The sequence below is a fragment of the Desulfosporosinus sp. SYSU MS00001 genome, from assembly GCF_049943955.1.
GTDB lineage: Bacteria > Bacillota > Desulfitobacteriia > Desulfitobacteriales > Desulfitobacteriaceae > Desulfosporosinus.
The window spans coordinates 209,112-234,498 of record NZ_JBNFTW010000006.1; the positions used below are offsets into that span (position 1 = coordinate 209,112).

Here is a 25,387-nt window from a genome sequence, read left to right on the forward strand (position 1 = left end):
TTATTTATAAATATTTCTCGAGGTCTTCTTTCTTTAGCCAGACCTCAAATTGAAATTGTAAATCCAAACTAAATTGTGGTCTATATTTTTGGGCATAACCCATAATCCTAGAAATTGCATAATCAGATTCCCCAATATTTTTCCAGAGCCAATAACAATCCAGAATTAAATAAAAAGCTAAATCGGGCTTAGGTTCCAGAGATAACGCTTGAAGAAAATAAACAGCTGCCTGAGCAAAATTTCCAGCAAATTTTTCGTTAAAACCTAAGTCAAGAAGCTCATCTAAATTTGCTTCTATCATAACGGATTCTTCAGGTACCTCGGTTTCCTCTATCGGTTCATCCAATTCCTTGGTTTCCTCTATCGGTTCATCCAATTCCTTGGCTTCCTCTATCAGTTCGTCCGATACCTCGTCTTCCTCTATCGGTTCGTCCGCTACCTCGTCTTCCATTATCGGTTCGTCCGGTTCCTTGGCTTCCTCTATCGGTTCGTCCAATTCCTTGGCTACCTCTATCAGTTCTTCCGGCACCTTGGCTTCCTCTATCGGTTCGTCCGGTTCCTTGGCTTCCTCTATCGGTTTGTCCGGCACCTCGGCTTCCTCTATCGGTTCGTCCAATTCCTTGGCTACCTCTATCAGTTCTTCCGGCACCTTGGCTTCCTCTATCGGTTCGTCCAATTCCTTGGCTTCCTCTATCAGTTCTTCCGGCACCTCGGCTTCCTCTATCGGTTCTTCCGGCACCTCGGCTTCCTCTATCGGTTCTTCCGGCACCTCGGCTTCCTCTATCGGTTCGTCTGGTACCTCGGCTTCCATTATCGGTTCGTCCGGTACCTCGGCTTCCATTATCGGTTCGTCCGGTACCTCGGCTTCCATTATCGGTTCGTCCGGTACCTCGGCTTCCATTATCGGTTCGTCCGGTACCACCTCGGCTTCCTCTGCCGATTTTATTTCCTTCGACACATCGATCAATTCTATCCTTGAAATCTCGATACTATCGGTACTTCCAAAGGCGATGAATTCGGAAGGTTTTTGAGCTTGTTGAAAACTTCTTTCCTCCCTACTACCTTCTGATTCGCTAAAACCTAAATAATTATAACAAGGTTCTTTATCATCGCGAGGCTCAGCGTTATTATTGATTTTAAGCCCTTTTAAATAAGTACTTTGGTCTAGTAAATTCATAGGATTGAGATTAATTTGTTCATTTCTGTTGTCTCTATTCACTGTTTCAGCATAGATGTCTTCTTGGGAATTCGGATTCTGCTTTCTCATAACTTTCATAATACTCGGCCAAGCAGCGCCCGCGAATATGAGAATCATGGTTAAAATTAGCCATAACCCTGTTCCTCCAGACTGAAGAGCAAAAGGGAAAGCCATTACATCTCCACACAATAAGAAGGCTATAAGAATAGCACTCCTTTTGGTCAATCCCCAAGTATTTGCTCGTAAAGTGATAAAGGCTATAAATGGAACACTTCCCAAAAAAACAATAACTTCATATGCCAGAAGCGGGTCCCCCCTCCATCTGTACAATCTTTAATTAGATTCGACAGAAAATTACTTTCTCCTTCTTCGATCAGCTATAGTTTGCAAGCATTCCAAGATAATGGCGAATTAGTGTATTTATTTAAGATTTAGAAAGAAAAAAACCCCGCTGCTTAAGAATGCGGAGTTTTGGATTCATTCATTCTCTTATATTCTACTTTAAATTGCCATAATTACCCGTATCAGGCTTCTTGAGTTCGTGACACAAAACCACCATCAATAGGAACTTTACGGATGGATCTTAAAATTTGTACGCCAGATGTTACAATTACTGCAGTACAGCTTAAAAGAAAAGAACCGATCATTACTGTTCCTACCCAAGTTAACATACACACACGCTCCTATTATTATGTTTAATAGTGCCATATTTCACTTTAATAATAACAGATTACACAGAAAAAGGAAAGTGATTGTATTCACTTTCCCAAAGTTTAATTCTTTAAAATAGTTCATCAAATTCGACTCTTCAAAATAGTAGATATTTTGAAAAATAATAGTCTATTCCCACACAATTCCTTTATCTTGATATGTAACTTGATTTCTGGTGAAATCAGCTAACCATTTCAAGAATAAATCCGTCTGATTTTCCGGAACGGAGATTATAAAACGAATAACCTCCAAGAATTCTTCATCACGGATACGCCAATTTCGTTGCTCAAATTGATACTTTAATGATGAATACCATTCATAAGTTAGAGACAATTGATATTGATGAAAAAGGGTCAATCGAACTAATTGAACCCCCTCAAAAACCAGTTTAGCAGTGCTGCCGTATGCTCTGGTTAGACCTCCCGTACCGAGAAGAACTCCCCCAAAATACCTAACAACAACCAGTAAAATGTTCCAAAGGTTCTGATGTTTAAGAATGTCTAATACTGGGCGCCCACCAGTTCCCTGTGGCTCTCCGTCATCAGACGCTTTCTCTAAATTACCCTCGTGTAAACGGTAAGCATAAACATAGTGTCGGGCATTCGGATAATCCTGTCGAATTCCCTCCATAGCCTGGTTAATTTGCTCAAGTGAATGAACAGGAGTTCCGATACCTATGAAACGTGATTTGTCGATAGTTTGCTCAGATATTGTCTTTTGGGAAAGTGTATAAAAACCTTCCATTATTATATCCTCTGATTTCGCTTTTGCGCCTTACTCAGAAAAGATTCTGCTTCAATGACAAAACGTTCATGTTTGCCAGAACCAATCTGTCCAGCTTCGTCACTGGCTTCCACTGTAAAAACTAACCGTCTGCGATCAATTTCAATCAGCTCGGCCGTTGCGGTAATTCTACCGCCTATAGGAGTGGCAGCAGAATGGGTGATTATTAAAGACGTCCCTACACTTGATTGCCCTTCAGGCAATTCAAGGGCATTTACTGCAGCCTGCTCCATAAGGGCTACCATGGCAGGTGTGGCAAATACCTCCAAACCCCCGCTTCCCATTGTCTTCGCAGTATTTGCTAAGGTTACAGTTGTTTCTGCTTGTCCTAGTGCTCCGATATTAATTGTCACTTGTCATAACATCCTTTCCTCGGCAATTTACGTTTATTTTATCATAAAATAAAGTAGTGTGTGAACTTGTCACAACACTACTTTAGGCAGTGATTACATTTTAGCTAACCAATAGCCAATGTATCCTACGACTACAATTCCAACCACATGTAATACCCACCAACCCGTACGAAACGCCCCCCAAGTCCCTAAATCCATTCGATCACGCAAATCGGCCATTTACGCTTCATCCTTTCCGTTTAGTTCAAATTCTGACGGGCGCCTTGAGAAATATCACTTAGGGCATCTCCAGCTTCATTGATGTGGATTCTTTCAACAGCCAGGTCCCCAATAGCTAAAATACCTACTAATTTATCTTGATCCACAACTGGGAGTCTTCTGATTTGATATTGAGACATTAAATCAGCTGCTTCATGAACATCCTGATTGGAGGAAACACTAACAACGTTCTTGCTCATAGCATCTTGGGCTAAAGCAGTATTATAATCTTTGCCAACTGCTATTACATTCATAACGATATCCCGGTCTGTGATCATACCAATCACCTTATTGTTATCACAAATTGGAATTGATCCAACATCATCTTTTTTCATTAGACGTGCAACTTCTGAAACCGTAGTTTTTGGTCCTACCCAATCAACAGCGCTTGTCATAACGTCACGTACTTTCATAGTTATGCCCCTCCTAAAATTATTATTCAAACGCATTTAGTATGTTCATTCTCATTAAAACCATGCCCAATTATCAAGATAAATTTTTTTTTACTAAAAATAAAAAGAGCCGCGAAACACAGCTCTGTTAAGATCCACTTTTTGTTCACTGAGGAAGAAGATTTGATTTTCAGGTATCCCTGTGACATACTCCCACCACCTACGCTAACGCTTAGAGGTGGAGGACTTCTTGTCGCACGAGGTTAAACTATTAAATAATTCCTTAAGCTTAAAGTCCAAAGTACAGTTTACAATCATGGTTTTGTTCCTACTATAATTGCCACAACGCCGCCAACCAAATTGATGTACTTAGTATCTCTCAAACCACATTCGGAGAAAATTCCTGCAAGTTCTTGCTGGGCAGGAAATTCTACTGCAGAGTCATGTAAATATTGATAAGCACTTGCTTTCTTGGCCCAAATTTGCCCCATCAGCGGAACTAACTTATCAAAATATAGCCAATAAACTTGTTTAAAACCAGGGAATGTTGGCTTAGCCATATCTAAGGAAACAACCTTCCCGCCAGGCTTAACGACCCGGATCATTTCTTGGATGCCTTTTCTTAGATTTGGTAAATTTCGCAGCCCCCACCCTACCGTAACCCCGTCGAAAGTACTTTCTGGAAAAGGAAGTTCCATGGCATCTCCCTGAATAAATTTAATTCGTCCTTTTTCCTTAGATTGAGCAAGAGTCTGTTGGGCTACATCAAGCATTTTTTGCGAGAAATCTAAGCCAATCACCTTACCTTCTCTTCCTACTGCTTTACCCAATTCCAAAGAAAATTGTCCAGTTCCGCAACAAACATCAAGAATACTCATGCCTGGTTTAGCGCCGACTTGCTGAACAGCAATCCGCCGCCAACGTTTGTCCATTCCCAAGCTCATTAAGCTATTCATCAAATCATAATGCCCGGCAATCGAATTAAATGTCTCTCGAACATAAGCAGCTTTATCTTTACCTGAAAAATCCATATACTTACTCCCATTCTTAACTTCATACTCTCCATAGTATTAGATATTCCTATAAATAATACGCGATGGAAAAGTTGTTGTCTAGCTGTCCAGGTTTTAGCAGTTGCAATTGGAGAACAAAGTGAACTCGTTCAGCTAAAGCTGAACATCGGGGCTTCGCTGGGGGTAGCATCCATCCTTCAGCGCGATAGGATTTGTTATGCGATGGGCACTTTCAGCGAAGCAAGGTATGGGAACCGCTCTCACTTGTTAAAGCGGGAGTCTGACAATTGGATCAAAATCCGTTTTCTTACGAAAAAAGAAGGATTTGCTTAGGCATTTCCTTCTTGAAACTTCTAATGCATTTATAGACGAAATAAACGCCTTAATTGACATCTCGGATTCTGAAAGCTCCGCATATAAGATGGAAAGCAACGTCTTCCAAACCTTCCAAGGATCTTGGCTTTTTAGAGATAACCCAATCACTCACCATAGCATCCAGAGTCCCAAAAAGCATTTGGCGCCCGACCTTGATGTCAGGTACCATAAATTCTCCATTATTAACTCCTTCAATCAAAACCCGCTCGATACTCTGAAAATATTCACGCAAAGGGCCGGAAATTGCTTCTCTAATCTTTGGATTCGATTGCCTCAACTCAATTTGAGTAAACATAGCCAAGGATCGATTTTCCTGCATATATCGCAAATGGGTCTTGATAATACGTAATAATCGTTCCTTTGCGGAACGACACTCTTCAATTTCTTGACAGATCTCGTTTATAAATTGCCCCATTCGTTCTGTAAATAGGCTAACAAGAATATCCTCTTTATTCTTAAAATAGAGGTAGATCGTTCCATCGGCAACTCCGGCCAGTTTAGCAATTTTAGATATCTGACTATTGAAAAAGCCATATTCCGCAAAGACCTCAGTAGCTGCATCCAGAATGGCTTGATATTTTTCTTCACGGGGTCTACTCATCAGGAACTAAGCTCCCTTCAATCAGTAGTAAACTCTCCAGCCAATAGTTAGATCATACCATATTTCTTAATATTCGTGAATAAATAACTTCATGATAACTTAGCCTTGGCTTAAAGATTTACCCCGTTCAGTAAGTACCCAGAAGGAGTAAGTTTCAGGAGAAGCAAAGCCGCATCCTTCGCAATGACTGCTGCACTCGTTGGAACTGCAGCCTGCACCGCAAGCCTGTCCACAGATTTCCTTGCGAATATAGCCCATATGTTCCATTTGTTCCAGGGCGCTTTCAAGTTCTCTCGGCGAAGAATTTAATTCTTGAGCCAGCTGCGTCATTGATAACGATTCTTTACGGGCTAAGATATTTAAAATTCCGGTTAGCAACGAGACCACCTCCAGAGAGAAATATTAAAGCAAGGTATGGGAAACACTCCCACTTGTAGAAGATGGAGTCTGACGATTTGATCAATTATTGAAAACCCAACGCTTGACCTCCGTGAAAGATAATCCATCCTATAATAAAGCTTAATATCAAATTATAGGCAATACCGAAAGCAGTCCAGCGCAGACTACCCGATTCTTTATAGGTTGTCACTACTGAGGCTAAACAGGGAATATAAAGCATATAGACAACTAGAAAAGTATAAGCCTTTAAAGGAGACATAGCCCCCGTCATTGCCTGAGCAATTGATTGTGAGGCATCAGCTGCCACCCCATATAAAATTCCGAGAGTTGATAAGGTCGTTTCTTTAGCCGTAAAGCCAAAGACAATGGCCACCATAATCTTCCAGTCAAAACCTAAAGGTTTGCCGATAAATTCCAGCCATTCTCCCATTTTTCCGGCCCAAGTTGAGTCCATAGACACTCCTTGAGGGAAAGAACTTAACAGCCAGACTACTACGGAAGCAGCTAAAATAAACGTCCAAGCCCTCTTAAGGAAAGTATAGGTCTTATGCCAAGTCGGCCATAGAACATTCCGTAAGGTAGGAAGATGATATAAAGGCAATTCCATGACGAAGGCCGACCGTTCCCTCTGATCTACGACTCTTCTCATAAAGAGAGCGGAAATCATCACTAGGAGCATACTTATCAACAAGAGACTTAACATAATCATTGCCCCTCGGGTTCCTGGAAAAAACGCCGCAACGACAGCGCTCATAACCCCCAAACGCGGAACACACGGTATCAAAGGGTTCAGCAACATCGTAATCAATCGATCCTTAGGATCTTCAAGAGTTCTTGTGGCCATAATTCCTGGTACATTACATCCGAAACTGGATACTAAGGAGAAGAATGATTTACCATGTAAGCCCATCAATTGCATGAGACGGTCACCTAAAAAAGCTGCCCTCGCTAAATATCCACTGTCTTGCAAGAAGGAAAAGAAAGCAAAAAAGATTGCTATTTGCGGTACAAAAGCCAGAACCGCGCCAACTCCCGCAAAGATTCCATCTCTTACCAAGCTCATTAGGAAAGTCGGTGCATGAAACCACTGTAAAAGGTTCACTAAAAAATCAGCCGCCAAGGCCATACCCTGAGAAACGGCCTCTCCTAAAGGGGCGCTGGCAATGAAAGAAGCCCAAAACACAAGGGCAAGTACTAGGATCATGATGGGGTAACCCCAAATCGGAGAAAGAATCCAACGATCTAAGGAATCTGTGAGAGAAGGCTTTCTGAGATCTTCTTGGGTTAAAAACCTAGGTAAAATTTGAGATATATAATTATATTTAGCATCAGCGAAAGCCATTTCAAAGTGGTCCCTGGTCCACCCATCTTCCTCATAAGATCGCAGCAAATCATTCCCTGGAAGCTCGATGATCTTCTTAAGTTTATAGTTTAAAGCATCACCCGAATCGCAGCACGATTCGCGTTTCTTATCTTTTGAAGATTCCGGAGCAGATTCCGACTGCCATTCTTGTCCAATCTCAGGATCTCTTTCCAGTCGTTTAAGAGCTAACCATCTTAAGGGGTATAGAGAAGCCCAAGATGTATCCTTTAATAAATTCTCCATAGTTCGAATTTTTTCTTCGAGCTCAGAAGGATAGGGTACTTGGTGAACCAAAGGGTCCTTCTGCAAAAGTCCGACTCTAACAGCCTCTGATAAAAACTTGTCAATGCCTATCCCTTTTGCGGCTACAATCTCAACAACTGATACATTTAGGGCTTTTGCCAACTCAGCAGCATTTAAAATAATTCCTGAAGACTTTGCCAAGTCCATCATATTAAGTCCAATAACAACCCGAGGCGCTAACTCAAGAATCTGTAGAACGAGATAGAGATTCCTTTCGATATTGGAAGCATCCACCATCGCCATCACTACATCCGGTTTTTCACGAAGAATGTATTGACGTGTAACAATCTCTTCCTGTGTATAGGCCGTTAAACTATATGTCCCCGGTAGGTCAACCAATTCAATTTCCAGATTATCTCTGCGTATAATACCTGTCTTGCGTTCAACGGTTTTACCTGCCCAATTTCCGACCTGCTGATTGGAGCCTGTCAGGGCATTAAAAACCGTACTTTTCCCAACATTGGGATTGCCAACAAGAGCAATTTTCATGGCATAGCCGCCCTCCTTTAATAAGCATTGTTCACTATGTCAAAGCGGCAAAATCCACTAGCGACTAGCTAAGGTATGTTTAATAGCTACATGTTGCTCCCCGGAGACAACTATTTTAGCACATTCTCCGCGACGCATTGCCAGATAATAACCCTTAAGGCGTATCTGAAGGGGACCCCCCATAGGAGCACAACGAACAACCTCCAGTTCGACTCCTGGTACAATTCCCATATCCATCATCCGACGACGCAAAGCACCTCCACCATTGATACGTGCGACACAAGCCCGTTCACCGGGTTTTAATTCCCCAAGACTGCGTTCCATTGTTGATCCCTCCTCCGCAACTGATAATCATTCTCATTAGAAGACGCTACCTCAATTGAGAATCTCTCTCATTTATTTATAGCATACTCTTCTTTTTTTGCCTTGTCAATATGAATAGAGGTTCTAAACCATTCAACTAAACTATATCACTTATTCATAAAATTGATAGCTCCGGCTGCAAGCATTTCTTTTAAAGTCTTCAGCGCCACACCTTGCCCTAAGGCAATGCTTACGAACAAACGTACTTTTTCTGTCGATAAATCGTCCGCAAACCAGGCCCCGATGCGTTCCAGATCTGCTCCTCCGCCAGAATACCCGTAAACGGGAGAAGTCCGGCCAAACAAACAACGTGAGGTTATCACAACAGGAATGCCGTTGTTGATAATCTCCGAGATTTCCGGAACGAGATGAGGCGGTAAATTGCCTCGTCCAAATGCTTCAATAACCAAAGCATCTGTTTTATCATGAGTCATCAAGCGCAAAATATCCTTAGGCATTCCTGTATAAACTTTACAAATAGCAACCTTCGCCAATTTTTCGGGAACACCTAGTTTTATAGTATGTTCTGGCTTACGGTGCCAGAGGACATCTCCGGTATCGATGGTCCCTAAGTTTCCCTTTTCCCCGGAATTAAAAGCATCAACATGATTTGTATGAAGTTTTCTGACATCTCGGGCAGCATGAATTTCTTCATTAAGTGCGATCAGAACTCCGCGGTCCCTGGCCCGAGAATCCAGCGCGATTCGCATAGCATTCGTCAGATTACGAGGACCGTCCGAATCTGTTTCCGAAGCATCTCTCTGTGAAGCTGTTAAGATTACTGGGCGGGGATCTCTAATCGTAATATCCAAAAAATAAGCCGTCTCTTCGAGAGTATCTGTCCCATGAGTAACCACGATTCCTTTTAAGTCGGAATCGGTTAAAAAGCGTTGTTCTATTGCATAAGCCAGATTTCTCATTTGCTTTAAATCCATATTGCAGCTCGCCATATTGCTGAAGTCTAAGACATCCCATCTGGCATGCTTCGTCAATTCCGGGATACTTTCCAACAGTTCATGTCCGCTGACAGCAGGCACTGCTTTCCCCGCTTTATCTTTGCGCATGGCAATAGTTCCGCCCGTAGCAATAAGAAGAACCTTATCCAAAACTTATCCCTCCTTAGATGGCTCTATATTCAGCTCACAGAGAGCTCGTTGTAGTCTGGCAACATGATATTTCTTGGATATATCGTCTCCATACCAATAGCAATCCAAAATATCAGCATCTTTTACAAGTTCCTCCAGGGGAGATCCAACATCTTCCTTTTTCGAATGATTAATAATTGCTTGAACAATAGACTCCTGAGTTATTGAGGAAAGATTTTGTTCCCGAAGGAAACGACGAGCAAGTTCTTCCCCTTGGGGGGCATGGTTCTCTTGACGTCCGGTAACCCAACGCCCGCAATCATGTAAGGCACATGCTAAAGCAGCTTGTTCGCTGTCAACGTGACGTTTTTGAGCTAACAACCTGCCAATCTGAGCACAACTCGTGGAATGTATCCTCTCCCAAATAATTGGATAATCCCTCTCCATTTTTCGAAGCTCCATCTGATCTAAGAGATTATAAATTTCTTGCAGCGCTTTAATGAATTCAATATTCACGGCAACTTTTCACCTTCCTTAAATTTACAGATAAAAAAGTAAGATTAATTTTCTAATTTCTCATATCTTATCCTAGGAGTGTGCATATAAAGGAGGAGGGTATCTTTGAATTGGACACCAACTGCACGTCGGCTCATGGATAATCGAATGTGGGTCCTTGGCTATGTTTCCGACGATTATCCTGGGGATTTACGAGCGATTGATTCCATACGCCAACAGGGATCACACATTGATGTATATGCTGATTTTGCCTTTCAGCTTCAGCAAAATGGTTACTTCTCAGGCCAGATTAATAATCTCGCCTTACAGGAAAGTTTGGCACGAAACATTGCTCCTCTTATACTTTTTCATAATTTTAATGGAAGCATTTTTGATCCAATGCCTATCCATACAGTTCTTTCGTCAACAACGATGCAAAAGAATTGTATTCAGCAGATGCTCAATTTACTTCCGTCCTCCGCAGCAGGTGTACATGTTGATTTTGAGGGAATCGAAGCTTCCTACCGTATTCCCTTTTTAACTTTTCTTGAATCTCTAAGAGCGGCGTTACATGATAGAGGCCTACTATTAACGATTGCTATTCCAGCTAAACGTTCAGAATGGGAAGCCCCCGGGTATGACTTTGCCGGGATAGGAAAGCTATGCGATGTAATTACCCTGATGACCTATGACGAGCACTACGCAGGAGGATCTCCCGGCCCTGTTGCCAGTTTACCATGGATGAACCAAGCTCTCGATTACGCGATTCGTTACCTTCCTCAGGAAAAAATATTATTAGGTATACCGGTCTATGGTTACGATTGGTCCAATGAAGCCACTCAGATGGTGCCGATGCGTGACATTCCAAATTTAGCTGCCAAAACCAATGCTCACATGCTTTGGTCTGATACAGCTGTAGAACCATATTTCTACTATTGGCTGGGTAGAGCACGACATAGTGTTTGGTTCGAAAATGAAATTTCTGCAAAAATCCGACTTGGATTTGTTAAAAGTTATCGTTTAAGAGGTATTGCCATTTGGCGCCTCGGGTATGAGACCAGTCGATTTTGGCAAGGAGTGACCAGTAAACTAAAAAAATAGTAATTTTTTCCAATAGAATAGGCATCCTCGAAGGGATGCACTTTTTCTGCTTGTTCTTTTGTCGAATTGGCCTTATTATTGAAATAATTAATCAATAATAAGGAGATAACAGTAATGTATGCAATAAAAAATCATCTCGAAGTCGTCGTCCAACAAATGCTTGAAGATTATTTGCACGACAATCCAATCGATTGTTCATGTGAAAAGTGTCAAGCAGATATTATGGCCTTAGCTTTAAACCAACTTCCAGCGCGCTATTGCGTATCCCTGCGCGGGCAAATATTAACAGAATTTGAATCTCACACTCTTCCAGGCCAAGCTCGTATCATGGCCGAGATAGTCCGAGCAGCCCAACAAGTAAATGCTTCCCCTTCACATGGGTAATAACTACGATACACTTAAAACCTATAGAACGGTTGATTAAGTCCAGAATTACATAGTGGATAATCAGACAGAATTAATGATAATGATTACGGCAATAAAGAAAACCATAAATATGGTGACAACTCTAAAAGGAGAATTAACCACTGATTGAATACGAACTGATTCAATTCCGAGCATACCCTTACCCCCTTTTTAATAGTGTATGCCCTTACCTTGAAACAGTTTATTTTCAAATCCACGAGTAATTATAACATTAAACTAGACTTAAGTGAACTCGTTCGGTTAAAGCCGGACTTCAGGGCTTCGGTGGCGAAAAAGTGTCTTAGAGACACTTTCGATGAAAGCGCCTAGCCCATGACAAATGCTATTACGCTGAAGGATTGACTCCGCCCTCACCGTAACAAGGTATGGAAATACTCCCACTTGTATAAGAGGGAATCTTACGATTTGATACAAATTATTGTCAAGGGGAGATAGGGGGGCTTATCATGCTAACAGTAAATGAACTTATTCGTTTTTCTTTGTTCTCATCCCTAACAGCCGAAGACGTTTTCCCACTTCTTCCCCATCTCCAAGAACGTCATTATCGTCGAGGCCAGCTGCTATTTGTTGAAGGGGAAATTGGTACCTGCGTATATTTTGTACATTCCGGACAAGTTAAACTCACCAAGAGAACTCCAGAAGGCGATGAACAGATTCTTGACTGGTATGGCCCATATGATAGTTTTGCCGAGATTTTACTCTTAGAGGCCGGTCCATATCCTGCAACTGCTGAAGTTCTTCAAGATAGTGTCCTCTTTGTTCTAAATAATGAAATAATGCCTCAAATTCTTGATATTAGTCCTTCTCTTTCCTTAGCCCTGATTCGAACGTTAAGCCGCAGATTGAGATTAGCTCAAGAGTTTATTCGTATCTTAACCAATCGATCTACCTCAGGAATTTTGGCTGCCCTTTTTATGCGACTGGCACAGCCTGCAACAACTCCGGGAAGCCCCATTTTTATCGACGCTTCTATCACCCATCGTGATCTTGCCAACATGATTGGTACCAGTCGAGAATATGTTAACCGAGCTATCAACGGCTGGAAAAAGGCAGGAATACTTAAACTGGTTGACGATCGTTTGGAAATTATCAAGCCTCATGAATTAGCAGAATGGCCCTAATTGATTTCCAAATCATGGGCACTCTCGGACTCAAATTGACTAACAATATGCCAACATTCTGCCCAACTGATATTTAAATGACGACGCCAAAATATCATTGCTGCTCGTGTCTTTTCGCAGACGCGATCATTCAGCATCGTCTGATTGGGTATCTTTCCACCCCAGGCTTTTACCCATTCAAGATATCCATGAGCCAGTTCGGCCGACTGGCGTTTTAAATAGCGGATGGTATAAAGGGTTGTAAGCCAGTTGGTAGCTTCCTCTTCAACTCCTCTGGCAAAAACTTGTCCGTCAAGGTCCTCACCGGCAATAATCAAGAGCAGACAGAGAAAGTGAACCCGGACTGCCTGGCGCAATGAATCAGGATTAATCTGATTAATTTCGGCAAACCTTCCTAAAGGTTTGAGATAAAGTTTAACACTCGGTTCCCGATAGGAACAGACTCCAAATGCTGATAACGAAACAGGAAAGATATCTTCCAATCCGCTCTCTTGCAATTGCCCTAATAAATCCCGCCCGGCTTGCACCAAGCGTTGTTCTTTAACCAGCAACTGATCGGTGGTTTCTTTCAAAAAGGCCTCGGCATCTTTCGGCCGTTCCGGAAGAGCATCCGACCATTCCCGTAACCGAGAGCGCCTGGGCATCAAGAGTTCAATCATCGAACCTGTTTCCTGATGCAATCGTTTGAACCCTTGCCGAACACGCTCAGGATCTCGGTACAACCCTCGCATCAATGCTTCAGCTGCACGGGGAATTTCCAAGGATTCCTCAAACTTAACCAACGCTGCTCCGTTTTTTTCGGGAAATTTGAGCCCCATAGACTGCTCTATCTCTAATCTTAGCGAAGACACTACCAAATCCCTCCTTAGCCTTGTCTCTTGTTTCATCATATGGATACAAACGCTGATTCAGACCAAAGCTTACTAAAGTTGACCATCATTAGCCCTTTTGTTAAAATAAGTAAACAAATTTACTTCAGAAACGAGCTGACATATATGTCTGAGCGTAAATATCACGAATACAACCTCGACCCCTTTCAGGAACAGGCCTTAGAAGCTATTGACGCCGGAAAATCAGTCATTGTGGCTGCTCCGACCGGCACCGGTAAAACGCTGGTAGCTGATTATTTAATCGAAAAAGCCATGAATGAACATTTGCGAGTTATCTACACGGCGCCAATTAAGGCTTTAAGCAATCAAAAATATCGGGATTTTAAAGAACAATTTGGTGAAAATGCTGTTGGTATTATGACTGGAGATGTTGTTCTAAACCCAACAGCTCCTCTTCTCATTATGACGACGGAGGTTTTCCGCAACCAAGTAATCACCGAAGATCCAAATCTTGAATTTGTGTCTCACATTGTCTTTGATGAAATTCACTGGCTCAACGATGAAGAACGAGGGACGGTCTGGGAAGAGTCAATCATTCTTGCTCCGGCTAAGATGAAGATTCTGGGGCTTAGTGCTACCATAGCCAATGCTCGGCAGCTTGTAAACTGGATTGAATCAATCCGCCATGAAGAGGTCGCCTTAATTGAGGAGTCCAAACGGATTGTTCCTCTTGAATATTATTATTTCACCAAAGATACAGGACTCGTCGATTATAATCACCTATGGAAATTTTATCGTCAAAAACTTAAACAAAACAAAAGTGAGGAAAATCCCTTCAGCCCCACAACTCATTTAGACCTAATTCGCACGATACAACGTGACCACCTCCCGGCCCTTTTTTTCGTCTTTAGCCGAAAGCAATGTGCACTTAAAGCCATGGAATTAGCTGCCATTGCCAATTATCTTAAATCTTCGGAGCGCAGAATCGTCGAAGAAAAATTTTTTCAGTACTTTGGCCAGGAAAACGATTGGTCGTCATCGACGCGACAGTTAAAACGCTTGTGCTCTAAAGGGATTGCCTATCATCATGCCGGATTGCTCCCTTCCCAGAAGGTAGTTGTCGAAGAACTCTTCTTAGAACGACTAATTAAGGTTCTTTATTGCACGGAAACATTTAGCGTCGGCATTAACTATCCCGTAAAATCGGTCTGTTTCGATTCCCTTAATAAATACGATGGCCGCAATTTCCGGCCGTTGGCTAACCATGAATTTTTTCAAATGTCAGGACGTGCCGGTCGGAGGGGAATCGATAAAAAGGGGTATTCTTTTGCCATGGTTGATTTAGCCTATATGGAAAAAAGCCCTCCTCCCAGATTTCAATTAAATAAACTGGAGCCTTTAACAAGTCAATTCCGCTTAACTTATAATACTGTTCTAAATCTCACGGCAACTCTTACACCCGAACAAATCGGAACCTATTTTCAGAAGAGTTTCGCAGCCTTTAGTTATCGCTTGAACTCAGACCACTTTCATTCGGAGTTGACCAAAATAGAAAAAGAACTTGAAGAATCCAAGAGGAACTTGTGTGAAGAGGTTGAATCCTTCAAGTGCCCGATAAAACATCGCCCGAAACAGAAGGAGTTAGAACGGCTGCGCAAAGCCTATAAGGCACTTGGACCCCGTAAACAGAACCGTGCCTATGGACGGGAAATGGCCCGAAAGATTCGTTCTTGGGAAAAAATATTAGCACACCCTCCCCAAAATTGTCCTTCCGAGCAACGAGACAGTTGTGAAAATCACAGTAAGTCCTTCCTTATGTTAAAACAAAAACAAAAAGAGCTTCTGAATGCCCTCGAAACTCTTCCAGAGGAGAACGCCTTTCTAAGGGAATATGAGTATAAAAAAAATCACCTCCGTCAAATTGGATATTTACGCGGCGATGAGCTGTTGCCTCGTGGAATTTGCGCAAGTAGAATTTATGTCCAAGAACTCCTGGTCACCGAATTAATTTATTCCGATATTTTTCACCAGCTTGATGATGACCAAATTAATGCTTTACTTTCTAGCATTGATTTTGAAGCTCGCAAAAATGATGTTTTTCAGCGGGGTATTGTCTTTGATTCAACACCTGTTAAGGATATCATCACCTACATTCAGAGCATTTGCGGGCAAGAATCTGTACGCTATGACCCCCGTGTAGCTGTCATAACGTATGCTTGGAGTCAAGGGCAATCATTTAGTGAAGTACAAACCATGTGTAATCTCGATGAAGGGGATATCATTAGCGTTTTTCGGCGTACCATTGATTTATTACGCCAAATGCGTGATGCTGTAAATGATGCCAATTTGAGATCACGTTTTAAAATTTGCATGGATAAACTTGATCGAGATGAGGCAGCAGTTATGGAACTATAGATCGGCGACAATCAAACAAACTTAACGATAAAATCGCTCTTTCTCAACACCGCAAGTGGACATGCTTTAAATTATTAGCTTAGGATCTTGTTTAGAGAAATGTTGTAAGTTCTTAACACGTAATCCATAAATTCCTCAGCACAATGACAGGGCTCACGATGATCACAAAACCCCACCTCAACTTTACCAACTAAGTGATGCTGCAAAACATGTACGTTGACATATAAATGACTTACCTTTCGGTTAATAGCTATGTAACATTTAACAGCTATGTAAAATGATAACAGCAAGCATAAACTTAAGGTCATTCCGAAATTAGGTAATAACCACGGAATACTTAAGATGCTTCCTCCAACAATCAGCAACAAAAGTATAATGATCATTTCCTTGAGTTGTGCACTTTTCCATTCATAATAACGTCTTAAAAACTCAGAAAATAATTCAGCAATGCGTGCAGATGTTACCGGAAGATCTATCGGGCCCGTTGTTTTGGGTAATATGAAAAGGTCATATATTCCCAAGATTATCACCCCTCTAAACTACTTATCTGTAGAAATAATTGCTTACCTAACCTTATTATAACCCTTAATATTCTTTCTTTTCCAAAGAAATTCCTTCAGGTAATAGTTATGTTCCTTCACTTATAATCATGATTTTAACTATTTCTATTGAAGAAGTCAGCTGTTAGATCATGTATAATGGGGGTAAAAGAAAGCCTCTGAGTTGTTTCTCAGAGGCTTCATCATTTCTCAGCGCTTGCAACGAACCACTCCGCTTTACAGAGGTGCATTGACTGAGACATCCCTTCTTGGTGCTGCAGCACTTTTTAAGAAAAGGAACATTCTTTGGCAGCTAAGATAACGGGAACTTTCGTCTTCCTTGTCCTTTCGATTCCATTTTTGAGGCTTAATATCCAGCCTGCGTTATACCGGACAAAGAATTCATTTCCCTATATAACTATTCGAACTGAAGGTAAGAAAATCCTTGCACGAAAACTATCATCTTTTCGCAAATTTTGTTAAAGGCAATAACATCTTAGCTCTTTTTTGAAGTTTTCTTACGCTTATCAAATAAGAGTTCAGCTGTATGAACAACTTTTATATTGGGGTTTCTTTTATCTAATCCCCCCGAAATTTGCATCAAACATCCCGGACAGTCCACAGCAACAACCTTTGCCCCAGTTGCTTCAATATTATTAAGCTTGCGTTCCAAAATCGGTTCGGATAGCTCTGGGAATTTGATTGAATAGGAACCTGCAAATCCACAGCAGCGATCAGACTCTTTCATTTCTATAAGTTCTACTCCAGTTGTATCACTTAGAAGCTTTCTCTGCTCAGCATAAACTCCCATTTTTCGTTTTAAATGACAGGAATCATGATAAGTAACTTTAAGAGGCACCCCGTCTCCCCCCGGCTCTAAACCACCAAGATCTGAGAGCAATTTAGAAAAGTCAAAGGATTTACGGCTTAATTCTGCGGCACGGGCAGCTAGAGACGGATCATCCTTAACAAGATCCTGGAAACTGTCTTTAAGGGCATGAGTACAAGTAGGGCAAGCACTGACCACATAATCAACGCTTTCTGCATTTAAAGCTTCTATATTCATGATGGCCAATTTTCGAGCATTATTGCGATCACCCATATAAGTCGCCGGAGCTCCGCAGCAAGATTGTCCCTCTGGGAATACCACTTCATATCCCTTTTCATTAAGAGCGCTGATAACGCCTTCACCGATTCGCGGATAGACAAAGTCAATTAAACAGCCTGAGTAAAAGGCAATCTTTCCTTTCGGTCTCTTAATATCCTGTTTGATTGTTTTAAACACATCGCGAAATGGTATATCAGCAACTGCCGGTAAGCTCTTTTTCTCAGTCATTCCCGCCAGAAAGAGCGGCAAGTGACGGATAACCGGCTGTCCTTTCGTAAAAGGTTTTTGAGCCTTAGAAGCAACACGTAATAAGGAATGAAATAGTCGTCTATTGGAAACAACATCTAAAGCAAACTTTTGAGTGAAAGGGAGACCTTGCTTTTCTCCCATCCGGTTGCGTAACTCTAAAATCATCTCAGGAATATCTAAATTTCCCGGACATACTTCAGCGCATTTCCCGCATTGAAGACATAGATTCTGAGGATTTTTGGCATCGTTTTCCGAGTTTAAGAAATTCGTTAAAATTGTTCCAATTCCACCTGTATAAATATGACCGTAAACATGGCCGCCTACAAGTTGGAAGGCAGGGCAAACATTCAGACAAGAGGCACAGCGAATACATTGGAACGTCTTTTTAAACTTAGGATCGTTATACATCTTACGCCGTCCATTATCCATTAGGATAATATGAAACTCCTTATCCTTGACGGAACCATCTTCATAATAGGCAGGAGTTGGGCCAGTAACCATTGTTACATAGCTTGTTATCTGCTGGGCAGTCGCACTTCTGGGTAAGGCTTGCAAAATATGTGTAGCATCTTCAAAGTTAGGAACAAGTTTTTCGATTCCCACCAGAAAAACATGAACTCGAGGTAAAGTAGAGGTAAGTCGGGCGTTCCCTTCATTGGTAACGACCATCAACGTGCCTGTTTCTGCAATGGCCATGTTCGCTCCTGAAATCCCCATGTCTGCTTCCAGGAATTTTTTGCGCAGTTCTGCACGAGCTGTTTTAACCAACTCTGTAATAACGGGTTGGCTCACTCTTTGCAAGTGTCCCGAAAAAATATCGGCAACTTCTTCCTTAGTCATATGGATCGCCGGCATAACCATATGCGATGGATGCTGTCCGGCGAGCTGAAGAATCCATTCACCCAAGTCTGTTTCTTGAACATCCATTCCTTCAGCCATTAAAGCTTTGTTGAGCAGAATTTCTTCTGAGGCCATCGATTTTGATTTGACAATACGCTTTACACCTTGCTGTTTTGCTAACTCACTAATATATTTTTTGGCGTCCTCTCCTGTAGCTGCCCGGAAAACTTTTGCTCCTCTGGCAGTAGCTGCTTTTTCAAATTGATCGATCATCTCATCCAAATGACTTGCGGCATAGGACTTAACTTTGACAATATTTTCACGAATCGAGGGGAAATCATAGCCTTCATAGGCCTTTTCCCGTGCTGTAATATAAGTATCTCCAAAGCGTCCTAGTGCACCACGTAATACGTCATTATCCAAGGCGTCTGAAATTTTCTTTTTAAATTGTTTATCTGCCATTTAGGCCACTTCCTCTCCCTGTTAATCCACAAAGACAACAATAAGTTGTTTAGGACCATGGACTCCAATCGTCAAAACTCGTTCAATATCGGAAGTTCTGCTTGGGCCAGTAATAAAACCCACAAATCCAGGTATTCGAGGGAGTCGATGGATTGTTGACATGGTTTCTGCCAGATTCGGTAAGAGCGTTTCAGTCCTTACGACAGCAACGTGAATCGGAACGAGAGTTGAACATAGCCGTTGGTCGACATTGGCATCATCATCAGCCTGGACTAAAGTACCTAATTCGGCAATAGCGTAAGAAACCTGTGTAATCCCGGCTTGAGCGTCTGGCGTAACTTTTCGGAAGTTATCACTCATAACGTCTATGTTCATGGATTCTAACTGTTGAGCAAAATTGCCCCTTTTTGCTACTTCTCCTTCTAAAAGAGCAACATTCTGAACACCTTTGTCCTTGAGAACCGTTCCTATCAATTTCCCGGCTTCCTCTTCAGTGTCCACTCGATAACATTCCCCTGATACGGCTTCCAGTTTTGCTTTAAATCTTTCATATAATTCAGCAGAACGAGCATTTGCCATAGAGGCATCCTCCTCAAAGTAATATTCTCATACGATATTCTGGCTAGCTTCCAAGATTTAGTATATGCTGGTCAGACCATCATACCATTTAATTTTATTTTAAAATAGATTTCGCTAAAAAACAATACCTAGTTCGAAAATTTCAAATAATTATGATTAACTTCTTCAGAGTTAGTGTATGTATTTCTTCACTAAATAAATAAAGAACGAGTATTGATTACATACTGTTGGTATTTTGCACCTTAATGAAGAAATTCGCCTATAATGATCCTCAAATAACAAAATCTACAATAAATTACACATTGATTTTCGACAAAATATGCGTTATGTTAAGATGAGTAAGTCTAGTAGACTTCACTCTCTAGACCTTGCGCAGATGAGGGTTTCCGGACGCGGAAATCCTCTGAGCCATTTCAATTGAGGCAGACTATTTCACCTAAATTGCATCGTTAAACTACTTGCAATTTTATTTTTTTGGCATATAATTAGGTGTTGTTGGGGGTATAGCTCAGCTGGGAGAGCGCTAGATTCGCATTTTAGAGGCCAGCGGTTCGATCCCGCTTACCTCCACCATAATGAAAGTGTCAGAACCCTTGGTATCCAAGGGTTCTTTCTTTTTTTCTTTTGTTTAAATAAGGCTCATTATGTTCGGCCATATTTTAGCTGGGGACAAATTGGGGATAAGATAATCCCTTCCTATTAAAAATTGCCCCAGGAGTTACTCTTAATTCAAAACGTGGGGCTACCGTAGGCATTCCGGGCACAGGGATTAGTTATAATACTGGCGGCAGAAAATTAGCAGGCCGTAAGAATCAGTATCAAAATAATCCGGATCAAACCTCCAACCCTTCAATGCTCTCGAATGAGTATACCGTTGGCTGGAGAGCGTATACTGGTGGATACAGTAAAAAAGCTATGATTGCTGCCGTGGGCATTTGTCTATTGCTATGCGTAACTCCTCTGTGGCCTTTACCGTTATTGCACCCTCATCTCCGCGATTATATTCCCAATTCTGAATCTGGTCATCATCTACTTTGTGATTAGATTAGCCTTCAAAAGCGGAGTCCAAGAGGATAATCGAAAAGTGTACGGTTCACTTGAACGGATTGGAACAGCGCTTTCCCACTTGATCCGGCAATATTATCTCACCGACGACAATGATTCCCTATGGATTGCCTTTGTAATGAGTTCTGGGAAACGATGCGTAACTCCATTGTTATGGCGAATATAGAATTTTACCTCGTCAACAGTTGAATATACAAAGCGAATTCCGTCTAGCTTTAACTATCTCCATAATATTGTACATTACTTTTCTTGTACAGAATTATATTTACATATTCGATGCATAAAGGAAACGAGATGCTTTTCTCAAAAGATCATTGTACAAAAATCAATAAGCTGATATTATGGAAAACATAGTGTATCAGCTTATTAATATCTTCACAATATTGTACATTAATCTCTTTTGGAGGACAAATGGTCAATTCGTATACATCAAAAAAAGGAACTCTTCAAAAATATAAATTTATTATGATTCCTGTATGGATTGATTGGCGTAAATTAAGCGACGGGAAAGTTATTAAAAAGCAGTTCGCGGTGATCGGATTAAAAAAGCTTAATACGGATACTCATATCATCCATCCGGTAACAGATTTCATTTTACATAACTGGCAGTCAAGGAAGTTTAACACTCAAAAAAAACATGCGTTAAACATCGCGAAATTCCTTAATTTCTTAATGGTTAACAAGCATAGTATGAGGATACATTCAATGTCTGATTTGAAATTGGCAGACGGGAATAAATACCTTAATACACTTACTTCTGCGGGACATTCCATAGGAACCGTAAAAGACAGCGAAAGGACACTCACTTATTTCTACCTTTGGTTAGTCGATAAAGGTGTTATTGCCAGCATTGATAAGAGTAGCTTTGTCAAAAAGGAATCAACACATGGCTCAATCTACTACGAGTCTCCTTTCCAGGTGATATACCCAGAAAGGAGACCACCAAATGTAGAGCATGCATTCCCAGTTAAATACATCCCTCTCCTATTAGAAATTGCGATTCTGGAAGCAATGCCTATTGCACTAGGGGTTTATATGCAATTATTCGGCGGACTTCGAGTGGGAGAAGTGGTTAATTTAAAACGGACTCAAGTGAAAAAACGAGTAGCCAACGGGGATTTTCTCTTTGAAATTAAGGACCAAAACTTCCGTTCTGATCTTAAGGATAGTGCAGGCAGCAGTTATGTTAAACGGCCCAGAAATCAAAGAATTTTTCAGATCAAGGACTGGGGCGAATCTTTATTCCATGATCATGTTGAATTATTTAAAGCAACGGATAATACCAATGCCCTTTTTGTAAATAGGGATGGGAAAGCAATGTCTGGACGGAGTTACCGTCAATACTTCGATAAGTTAAAAAAATGTTATATTGAATTCTTGAAGACATACGGCGACAGCGAGGATAAGATACTTGCACACCATTTGAGCATGATGAGTTGGTCCACCCATATTGGTAGAGGAACTTTTACAAATATGTTAGCAGAGGTAGCAGAAAATCCATACGATATTGCTTTTCCACGTGGAGATAAAAGCCTCGTCTCTTCCCTTTCCTATATGGCAAGGACTGAACGTTTGCGAAAAAAACTTGAACAGAAATTCAACAATATGCATGAAGTATATATTCCAAAGCTAATTGAAAAACGCCAACAAAAGGAGCAATGAAACATTGCAATCTAAACCGAAATTTCTGACAAAAGCTGAACTCGCAAGAGTTTTGAATGTCACCTATGGCACTATCATCAGATGGATAGCAGAAGGAAAAGTTCCTTTGATTAAAATCGGTAATAAAGTCCTAATCTCACAGGAATCTATTCCATTGATAAAGAGGAATATCGGACATATAAATACTGACGAGTACATGGGGCTAACTGAATTTCTTGGTTTATTTAAAATTAGCCACGAAACTTATTTGAATTGGATTAAAAGGGGATGGGTTAAAACCAGTGTACAATTCGGCAAAAAGGTTTACATCCCACTTAGTTCGATTAATGAGATAAAGAAGTTAAGTGGCTACGTTAATGAGGAGGATTATATTAGCGTTAAGCAATTAAGCAGCATGCTAAATTTGAGTCCAGAAAAAATTTTAAGATTAATTAAAAGCGGATTACTTGTAAGTTACCATCTGTACAAGGACAAATATCTATTTAAATCCGACTCAATTGAGGATATTAAACAAAGCATCGGTTATATCGATGATTATAATCCAAATGAATACTTAAGGATAAACCAGGTTAAGGAAAAATTGAATCTCGACTTCAATTTTCAATATTGGAAAACGAAAATACCGTACATCTTACATATGGGAACCCCTTATATAAATATTAAGGATTTACCCCTAATTTATGACGTTATAAAACATGATAAAGGCAAACCGGCCTTTACCGAATATCTAGGGCTTGAAAACTATGTAGATACCAGCAAGGCTGCAGAATTATTAAAAATCAGTAAAGGCACGTTATCCCAAAAAATAAACTCTGGAATAATCAAGGGTGCTATTAAAGTTCCGTTTAATACAAAGCAAACCAAATGGATGATTCCGATGGAATCAATCGTGGATTATAAACCCCAAAGCCGAATTTCTTTGATAAAACACAAAAAAGCAATTCTCATGCCTTCCAATACAATAAATCTTAAGACTATAGCCGATAAGACCGGATTGTCATTGCAAACGCTAAGGATAAAAGTTAAAAATAAACAGTTGTTTACAAATGCCCAAAAGGTTAAAGGGTTGTATTGTATACCGATTGAAGAAGCAGATGAATTTATCGCTTCGAGGCCTAAACAACAGTATCATAAAAAGGGCATAATTTATACGAACAAAGATGCGTTGGAAGAACTTTTACGCTTTATATCGGCTTTCCCTTTGCCCTTTAATTTGAGAAAAACGCAGGATTTATTTGTAGAGTTCTGTAAAATTAAATTAGGCAAATTAAGAGGCAATCCGAGTCATGTCCAAAGCTTTTTTGGTTATTACCAGTCTGTATTCGAGATATTAGGGACTTTTAGTAAAAATCTGTACGAGTTAGATGTCAGTTTTATTGATTCTATTATATACAATAAAATGACAAGCGATCATAAAAGGCGTATCTTTATTCATTTCCATGAATATTGCTACACAGTCCAAGGTCTGTCGATTCCGAAAAAATATGTTGTTTTTAAATCAAAAAAAACTAAAAGGGAAAAGGAAATTTACTCTCCTGAAGCTTTTTATTCATTTTACAGGTACGTTAAAGATCTAATGTTACATTTGCCTAATGCGATTAACAATCAATATTACGCAAATATGTGGGCATATACAATAATGCACCTTACGGACGCATGGAGAGCTACCGACATTGTTTTTAATATGCCGAAAATCGATATCTCCTCTATTCAGGTTGATTCTTTTGACTGGTTTAAAGCCAATGTCTTATCAATTACGCAATGCCAAAAGGTTATTAATCAATTGTATCTGCATTTTCGTTCAATCAGAACAAGTAAAACGACCACGTTTGTTACATTTTTAGTTGAGCCGGAACTGGTTGAGCCATTGTCTACAGCATTGATCATTTCAGAATTACATAGGCAAAAGGAGGCTCAATCGTTTCTCCTTGAATCATTTATTTATGGAGAAAGAAAAACTGTGGCTACCTCGGGGAAAAATCGTCACCAAGAATTTTTTAAATTCAATTCATCCCTTGAGCCCTTTAAAAGTCTGAAGTTTAACAACAGCACGTTAACTTACTTTTTTTATAGCATAGGTGATGAGGACGGCAATGATTCTGATGTGGCTCTGGAACTTACTCAAAGGATAAGGTCCCACAATAGGGCGGAAACTACAGCCATTTATGTTCAAGCAACAAATAGGGATGGGAGCTTAAATCAAGTTTCCTCAAACCTATTCCGGCGAGGGCATTTCGGATGGCTCTACAATTATTTAATTTTATTGGCAAGCGAAAAAGTTGATGTTACCCGAACAATGGAGGAAAAAACCGAAGCGATTGTTACCCTTCGGAATCAATTAGGCAGCCCTAACCAGGCTGAAAAGTGGGCGCAATTTCTTTTAAAAATTAAGCAAAAGCGAAATTCTGTTATGACAAGATTGGCAAAATTGAGCAAGGAATCTCTAATAGAAATTATAATAAAAATTTTTAAGGGCGAAATGCCTTCAAAAACCGAAAACGCCCAGTGCATAACGCACCCTATTTGTGAATACCCGCGATTAAACTCGTGTTATTCATGCCCCAACATTATTCCGAAAAATTACTTATTTATTGAACTTAGTGGAGAATTTGATCGTTTAATTAATTCAATTGAAACTACTCAATATAGTACCATTCGAAAAAAAGATTCATATTTTCTTTTGAATTTATTACTCCTGCTTGACGAGGGAATCAAATTTTTTGGAGGGGAGTATATTGAAGCATTTATAGAAATGCAAAATGTACGAAATAAGCTTAGCGAACTGGCTGACAAAATTTATATTGAATAA

The 25,387-nt window shown here is 40.5% G+C and carries 23 protein-coding genes and 1 tRNA gene; 7 read left to right on the forward strand and 17 right to left on the reverse strand.

Annotation, left to right across the window (positions count from 1 at the left end; genetic code table 11):
* Positions 1-4: 4 nt before the first annotated feature.
* From ACPUYX_RS12935 to ACPUYX_RS12995, 13 genes are all read right to left on the reverse strand, one after another.
* Positions 5-1,372 carry a hypothetical protein gene (locus ACPUYX_RS12935; RefSeq protein ID WP_426380059.1) on the reverse strand — a complete coding sequence of 456 codons (1,368 nt, stop codon included), beginning with the start codon at positions 1,370-1,372 and terminating at the stop codon, positions 5-7.
* A 350-nt stretch (positions 1,373-1,722) separates the two neighbouring features.
* Positions 1,723-1,869, reverse strand: coding sequence for a hypothetical protein (locus ACPUYX_RS12940; protein WP_170932581.1), 147 nt, complete (start codon positions 1,867-1,869; stop codon positions 1,723-1,725).
* Between the two features lie 169 nt (positions 1,870-2,038).
* The gene (locus tag ACPUYX_RS12945) at positions 2,039-2,653 is read right to left on the reverse strand and encodes a YigZ family protein (RefSeq protein WP_426380060.1); all 615 of its coding nucleotides are present in this window, start codon (positions 2,651-2,653) and stop codon (positions 2,039-2,041) included.
* A 2-nt stretch (positions 2,654-2,655) separates the two neighbouring features.
* Positions 2,656-3,045: a thioesterase family protein gene (locus tag ACPUYX_RS12950; RefSeq protein WP_426380061.1), complete on the reverse strand. Its 390-nt coding sequence runs from the start codon at positions 3,043-3,045 to the stop codon at positions 2,656-2,658.
* 93 nt (positions 3,046-3,138) lie between these two features.
* Positions 3,139-3,264: a hypothetical protein gene (locus ACPUYX_RS12955; protein WP_282432753.1), complete on the reverse strand. Its 126-nt coding sequence runs from the start codon at positions 3,262-3,264 to the stop codon at positions 3,139-3,141.
* Between the two features lie 20 nt (positions 3,265-3,284).
* Entirely contained in the window at positions 3,285-3,716 is a 432-nt protein-coding gene (locus ACPUYX_RS12960) for a CBS domain-containing protein (RefSeq protein ID WP_426380062.1), read from the reverse strand.
* A 293-nt stretch (positions 3,717-4,009) separates the two neighbouring features.
* A complete protein-coding gene (locus ACPUYX_RS12965; protein WP_426380063.1) occupies positions 4,010-4,726 on the reverse strand; it encodes a demethylmenaquinone methyltransferase in 717 nt (238 codons plus the stop codon).
* A gap of 364 nt (positions 4,727-5,090) precedes the next feature.
* Positions 5,091-5,684, reverse strand: a complete 594-nt coding sequence (locus tag ACPUYX_RS12970) for a TetR/AcrR family transcriptional regulator (RefSeq protein WP_426380064.1) — start codon at positions 5,682-5,684, stop codon at positions 5,091-5,093.
* A gap of 99 nt (positions 5,685-5,783) precedes the next feature.
* Positions 5,784-6,062: a FeoC-like transcriptional regulator gene (locus tag ACPUYX_RS12975; protein ID WP_426380065.1), complete on the reverse strand. Its 279-nt coding sequence runs from the start codon at positions 6,060-6,062 to the stop codon at positions 5,784-5,786.
* Between the two features lie 85 nt (positions 6,063-6,147).
* Positions 6,148-8,238: a ferrous iron transport protein B gene (feoB, locus tag ACPUYX_RS12980; RefSeq protein WP_426380066.1), complete on the reverse strand. Its 2,091-nt coding sequence runs from the start codon at positions 8,236-8,238 to the stop codon at positions 6,148-6,150.
* Between the two features lie 57 nt (positions 8,239-8,295).
* Entirely contained in the window at positions 8,296-8,562 is a 267-nt protein-coding gene (locus tag ACPUYX_RS12985; protein ID WP_426380067.1) for a FeoA family protein, read from the reverse strand.
* Between the two features lie 146 nt (positions 8,563-8,708).
* Entirely contained in the window at positions 8,709-9,707 is a 999-nt protein-coding gene (locus ACPUYX_RS12990) for an asparaginase (RefSeq protein WP_426380068.1), read from the reverse strand.
* Positions 9,708-9,710: 3 nt separating this feature from the next.
* A complete protein-coding gene (locus ACPUYX_RS12995; RefSeq protein ID WP_426380069.1) occupies positions 9,711-10,202 on the reverse strand; it encodes an HD domain-containing protein in 492 nt (163 codons plus the stop codon).
* 105 nt (positions 10,203-10,307) lie between these two features.
* Between ACPUYX_RS12995 and ACPUYX_RS13000 the strand changes: the two genes are divergently transcribed.
* The 3 genes from ACPUYX_RS13000 to ACPUYX_RS13010 all read left to right on the forward strand — a co-directional run bounded on the left by ACPUYX_RS13000 (position 10,308) and on the right by ACPUYX_RS13010 (position 12,829).
* Positions 10,308-11,282, forward strand: coding sequence for a glycosyl hydrolase family 18 protein (locus tag ACPUYX_RS13000; protein WP_426380070.1), 975 nt, complete (start codon positions 10,308-10,310; stop codon positions 11,280-11,282).
* Positions 11,283-11,396: 114 nt separating this feature from the next.
* Positions 11,397-11,666: a late competence development ComFB family protein gene (locus ACPUYX_RS13005; RefSeq protein ID WP_426380071.1), complete on the forward strand. Its 270-nt coding sequence runs from the start codon at positions 11,397-11,399 to the stop codon at positions 11,664-11,666.
* 488 nt (positions 11,667-12,154) lie between these two features.
* Positions 12,155-12,829, forward strand: a complete 675-nt coding sequence (locus ACPUYX_RS13010) for a Crp/Fnr family transcriptional regulator (RefSeq protein WP_426380072.1) — start codon at positions 12,155-12,157, stop codon at positions 12,827-12,829.
* On the opposite strand, the gene ACPUYX_RS13015 is transcribed toward ACPUYX_RS13010, so the two are convergent.
* Complete coding sequence (locus ACPUYX_RS13015) at positions 12,826-13,680, reverse strand: hypothetical protein (protein ID WP_426380073.1); 855 nt, start codon at positions 13,678-13,680, stop codon at positions 12,826-12,828. The genes ACPUYX_RS13010 and ACPUYX_RS13015 overlap by 4 nt on opposite strands.
* Positions 13,681-13,824: 144 nt before the next feature.
* Here ACPUYX_RS13015 and ACPUYX_RS13020 point away from each other — a divergent pair, with 144 nt between their 5' ends.
* The gene (locus tag ACPUYX_RS13020; protein ID WP_426380074.1) at positions 13,825-16,074 is read left to right on the forward strand and encodes a DEAD/DEAH box helicase; all 2,250 of its coding nucleotides are present in this window, start codon (positions 13,825-13,827) and stop codon (positions 16,072-16,074) included.
* Between the two features lie 74 nt (positions 16,075-16,148).
* Here ACPUYX_RS13020 and ACPUYX_RS13025 read toward each other — a convergent pair whose 3' ends face one another.
* The 3 genes from ACPUYX_RS13025 to ACPUYX_RS13035 form a co-directional block, all read right to left on the reverse strand.
* Positions 16,149-16,595: a hypothetical protein gene (locus ACPUYX_RS13025; RefSeq protein ID WP_426380075.1), complete on the reverse strand. Its 447-nt coding sequence runs from the start codon at positions 16,593-16,595 to the stop codon at positions 16,149-16,151.
* Between the two features lie 514 nt (positions 16,596-17,109).
* The gene (gene ldhH / locus ACPUYX_RS13030; protein ID WP_426380076.1) at positions 17,110-19,272 is read right to left on the reverse strand and encodes an L-lactate dehydrogenase (quinone) large subunit LdhH; all 2,163 of its coding nucleotides are present in this window, start codon (positions 19,270-19,272) and stop codon (positions 17,110-17,112) included.
* A 21-nt stretch (positions 19,273-19,293) separates the two neighbouring features.
* Positions 19,294-19,851 (reverse strand): LutC/YkgG family protein, encoded by a 558-nt coding sequence (locus ACPUYX_RS13035; RefSeq protein WP_426380077.1) that lies wholly within the window; start codon positions 19,849-19,851, stop codon positions 19,294-19,296.
* A 497-nt stretch (positions 19,852-20,348) separates the two neighbouring features.
* Here ACPUYX_RS13035 and ACPUYX_RS13040 point away from each other — a divergent pair.
* From ACPUYX_RS13040 to ACPUYX_RS13050, 3 genes are all read left to right on the forward strand, one after another.
* A tRNA-Ala gene (locus tag ACPUYX_RS13040) sits at positions 20,349-20,424 on the forward strand.
* A 903-nt stretch (positions 20,425-21,327) separates the two neighbouring features.
* Entirely contained in the window at positions 21,328-22,578 is a 1,251-nt protein-coding gene (locus tag ACPUYX_RS13045; protein WP_426380078.1) for a hypothetical protein, read from the forward strand.
* A 4-nt stretch (positions 22,579-22,582) separates the two neighbouring features.
* Positions 22,583-25,387, forward strand: a complete 2,805-nt coding sequence (locus ACPUYX_RS13050; RefSeq protein WP_426380079.1) for a helix-turn-helix domain-containing protein — start codon at positions 22,583-22,585, stop codon at positions 25,385-25,387.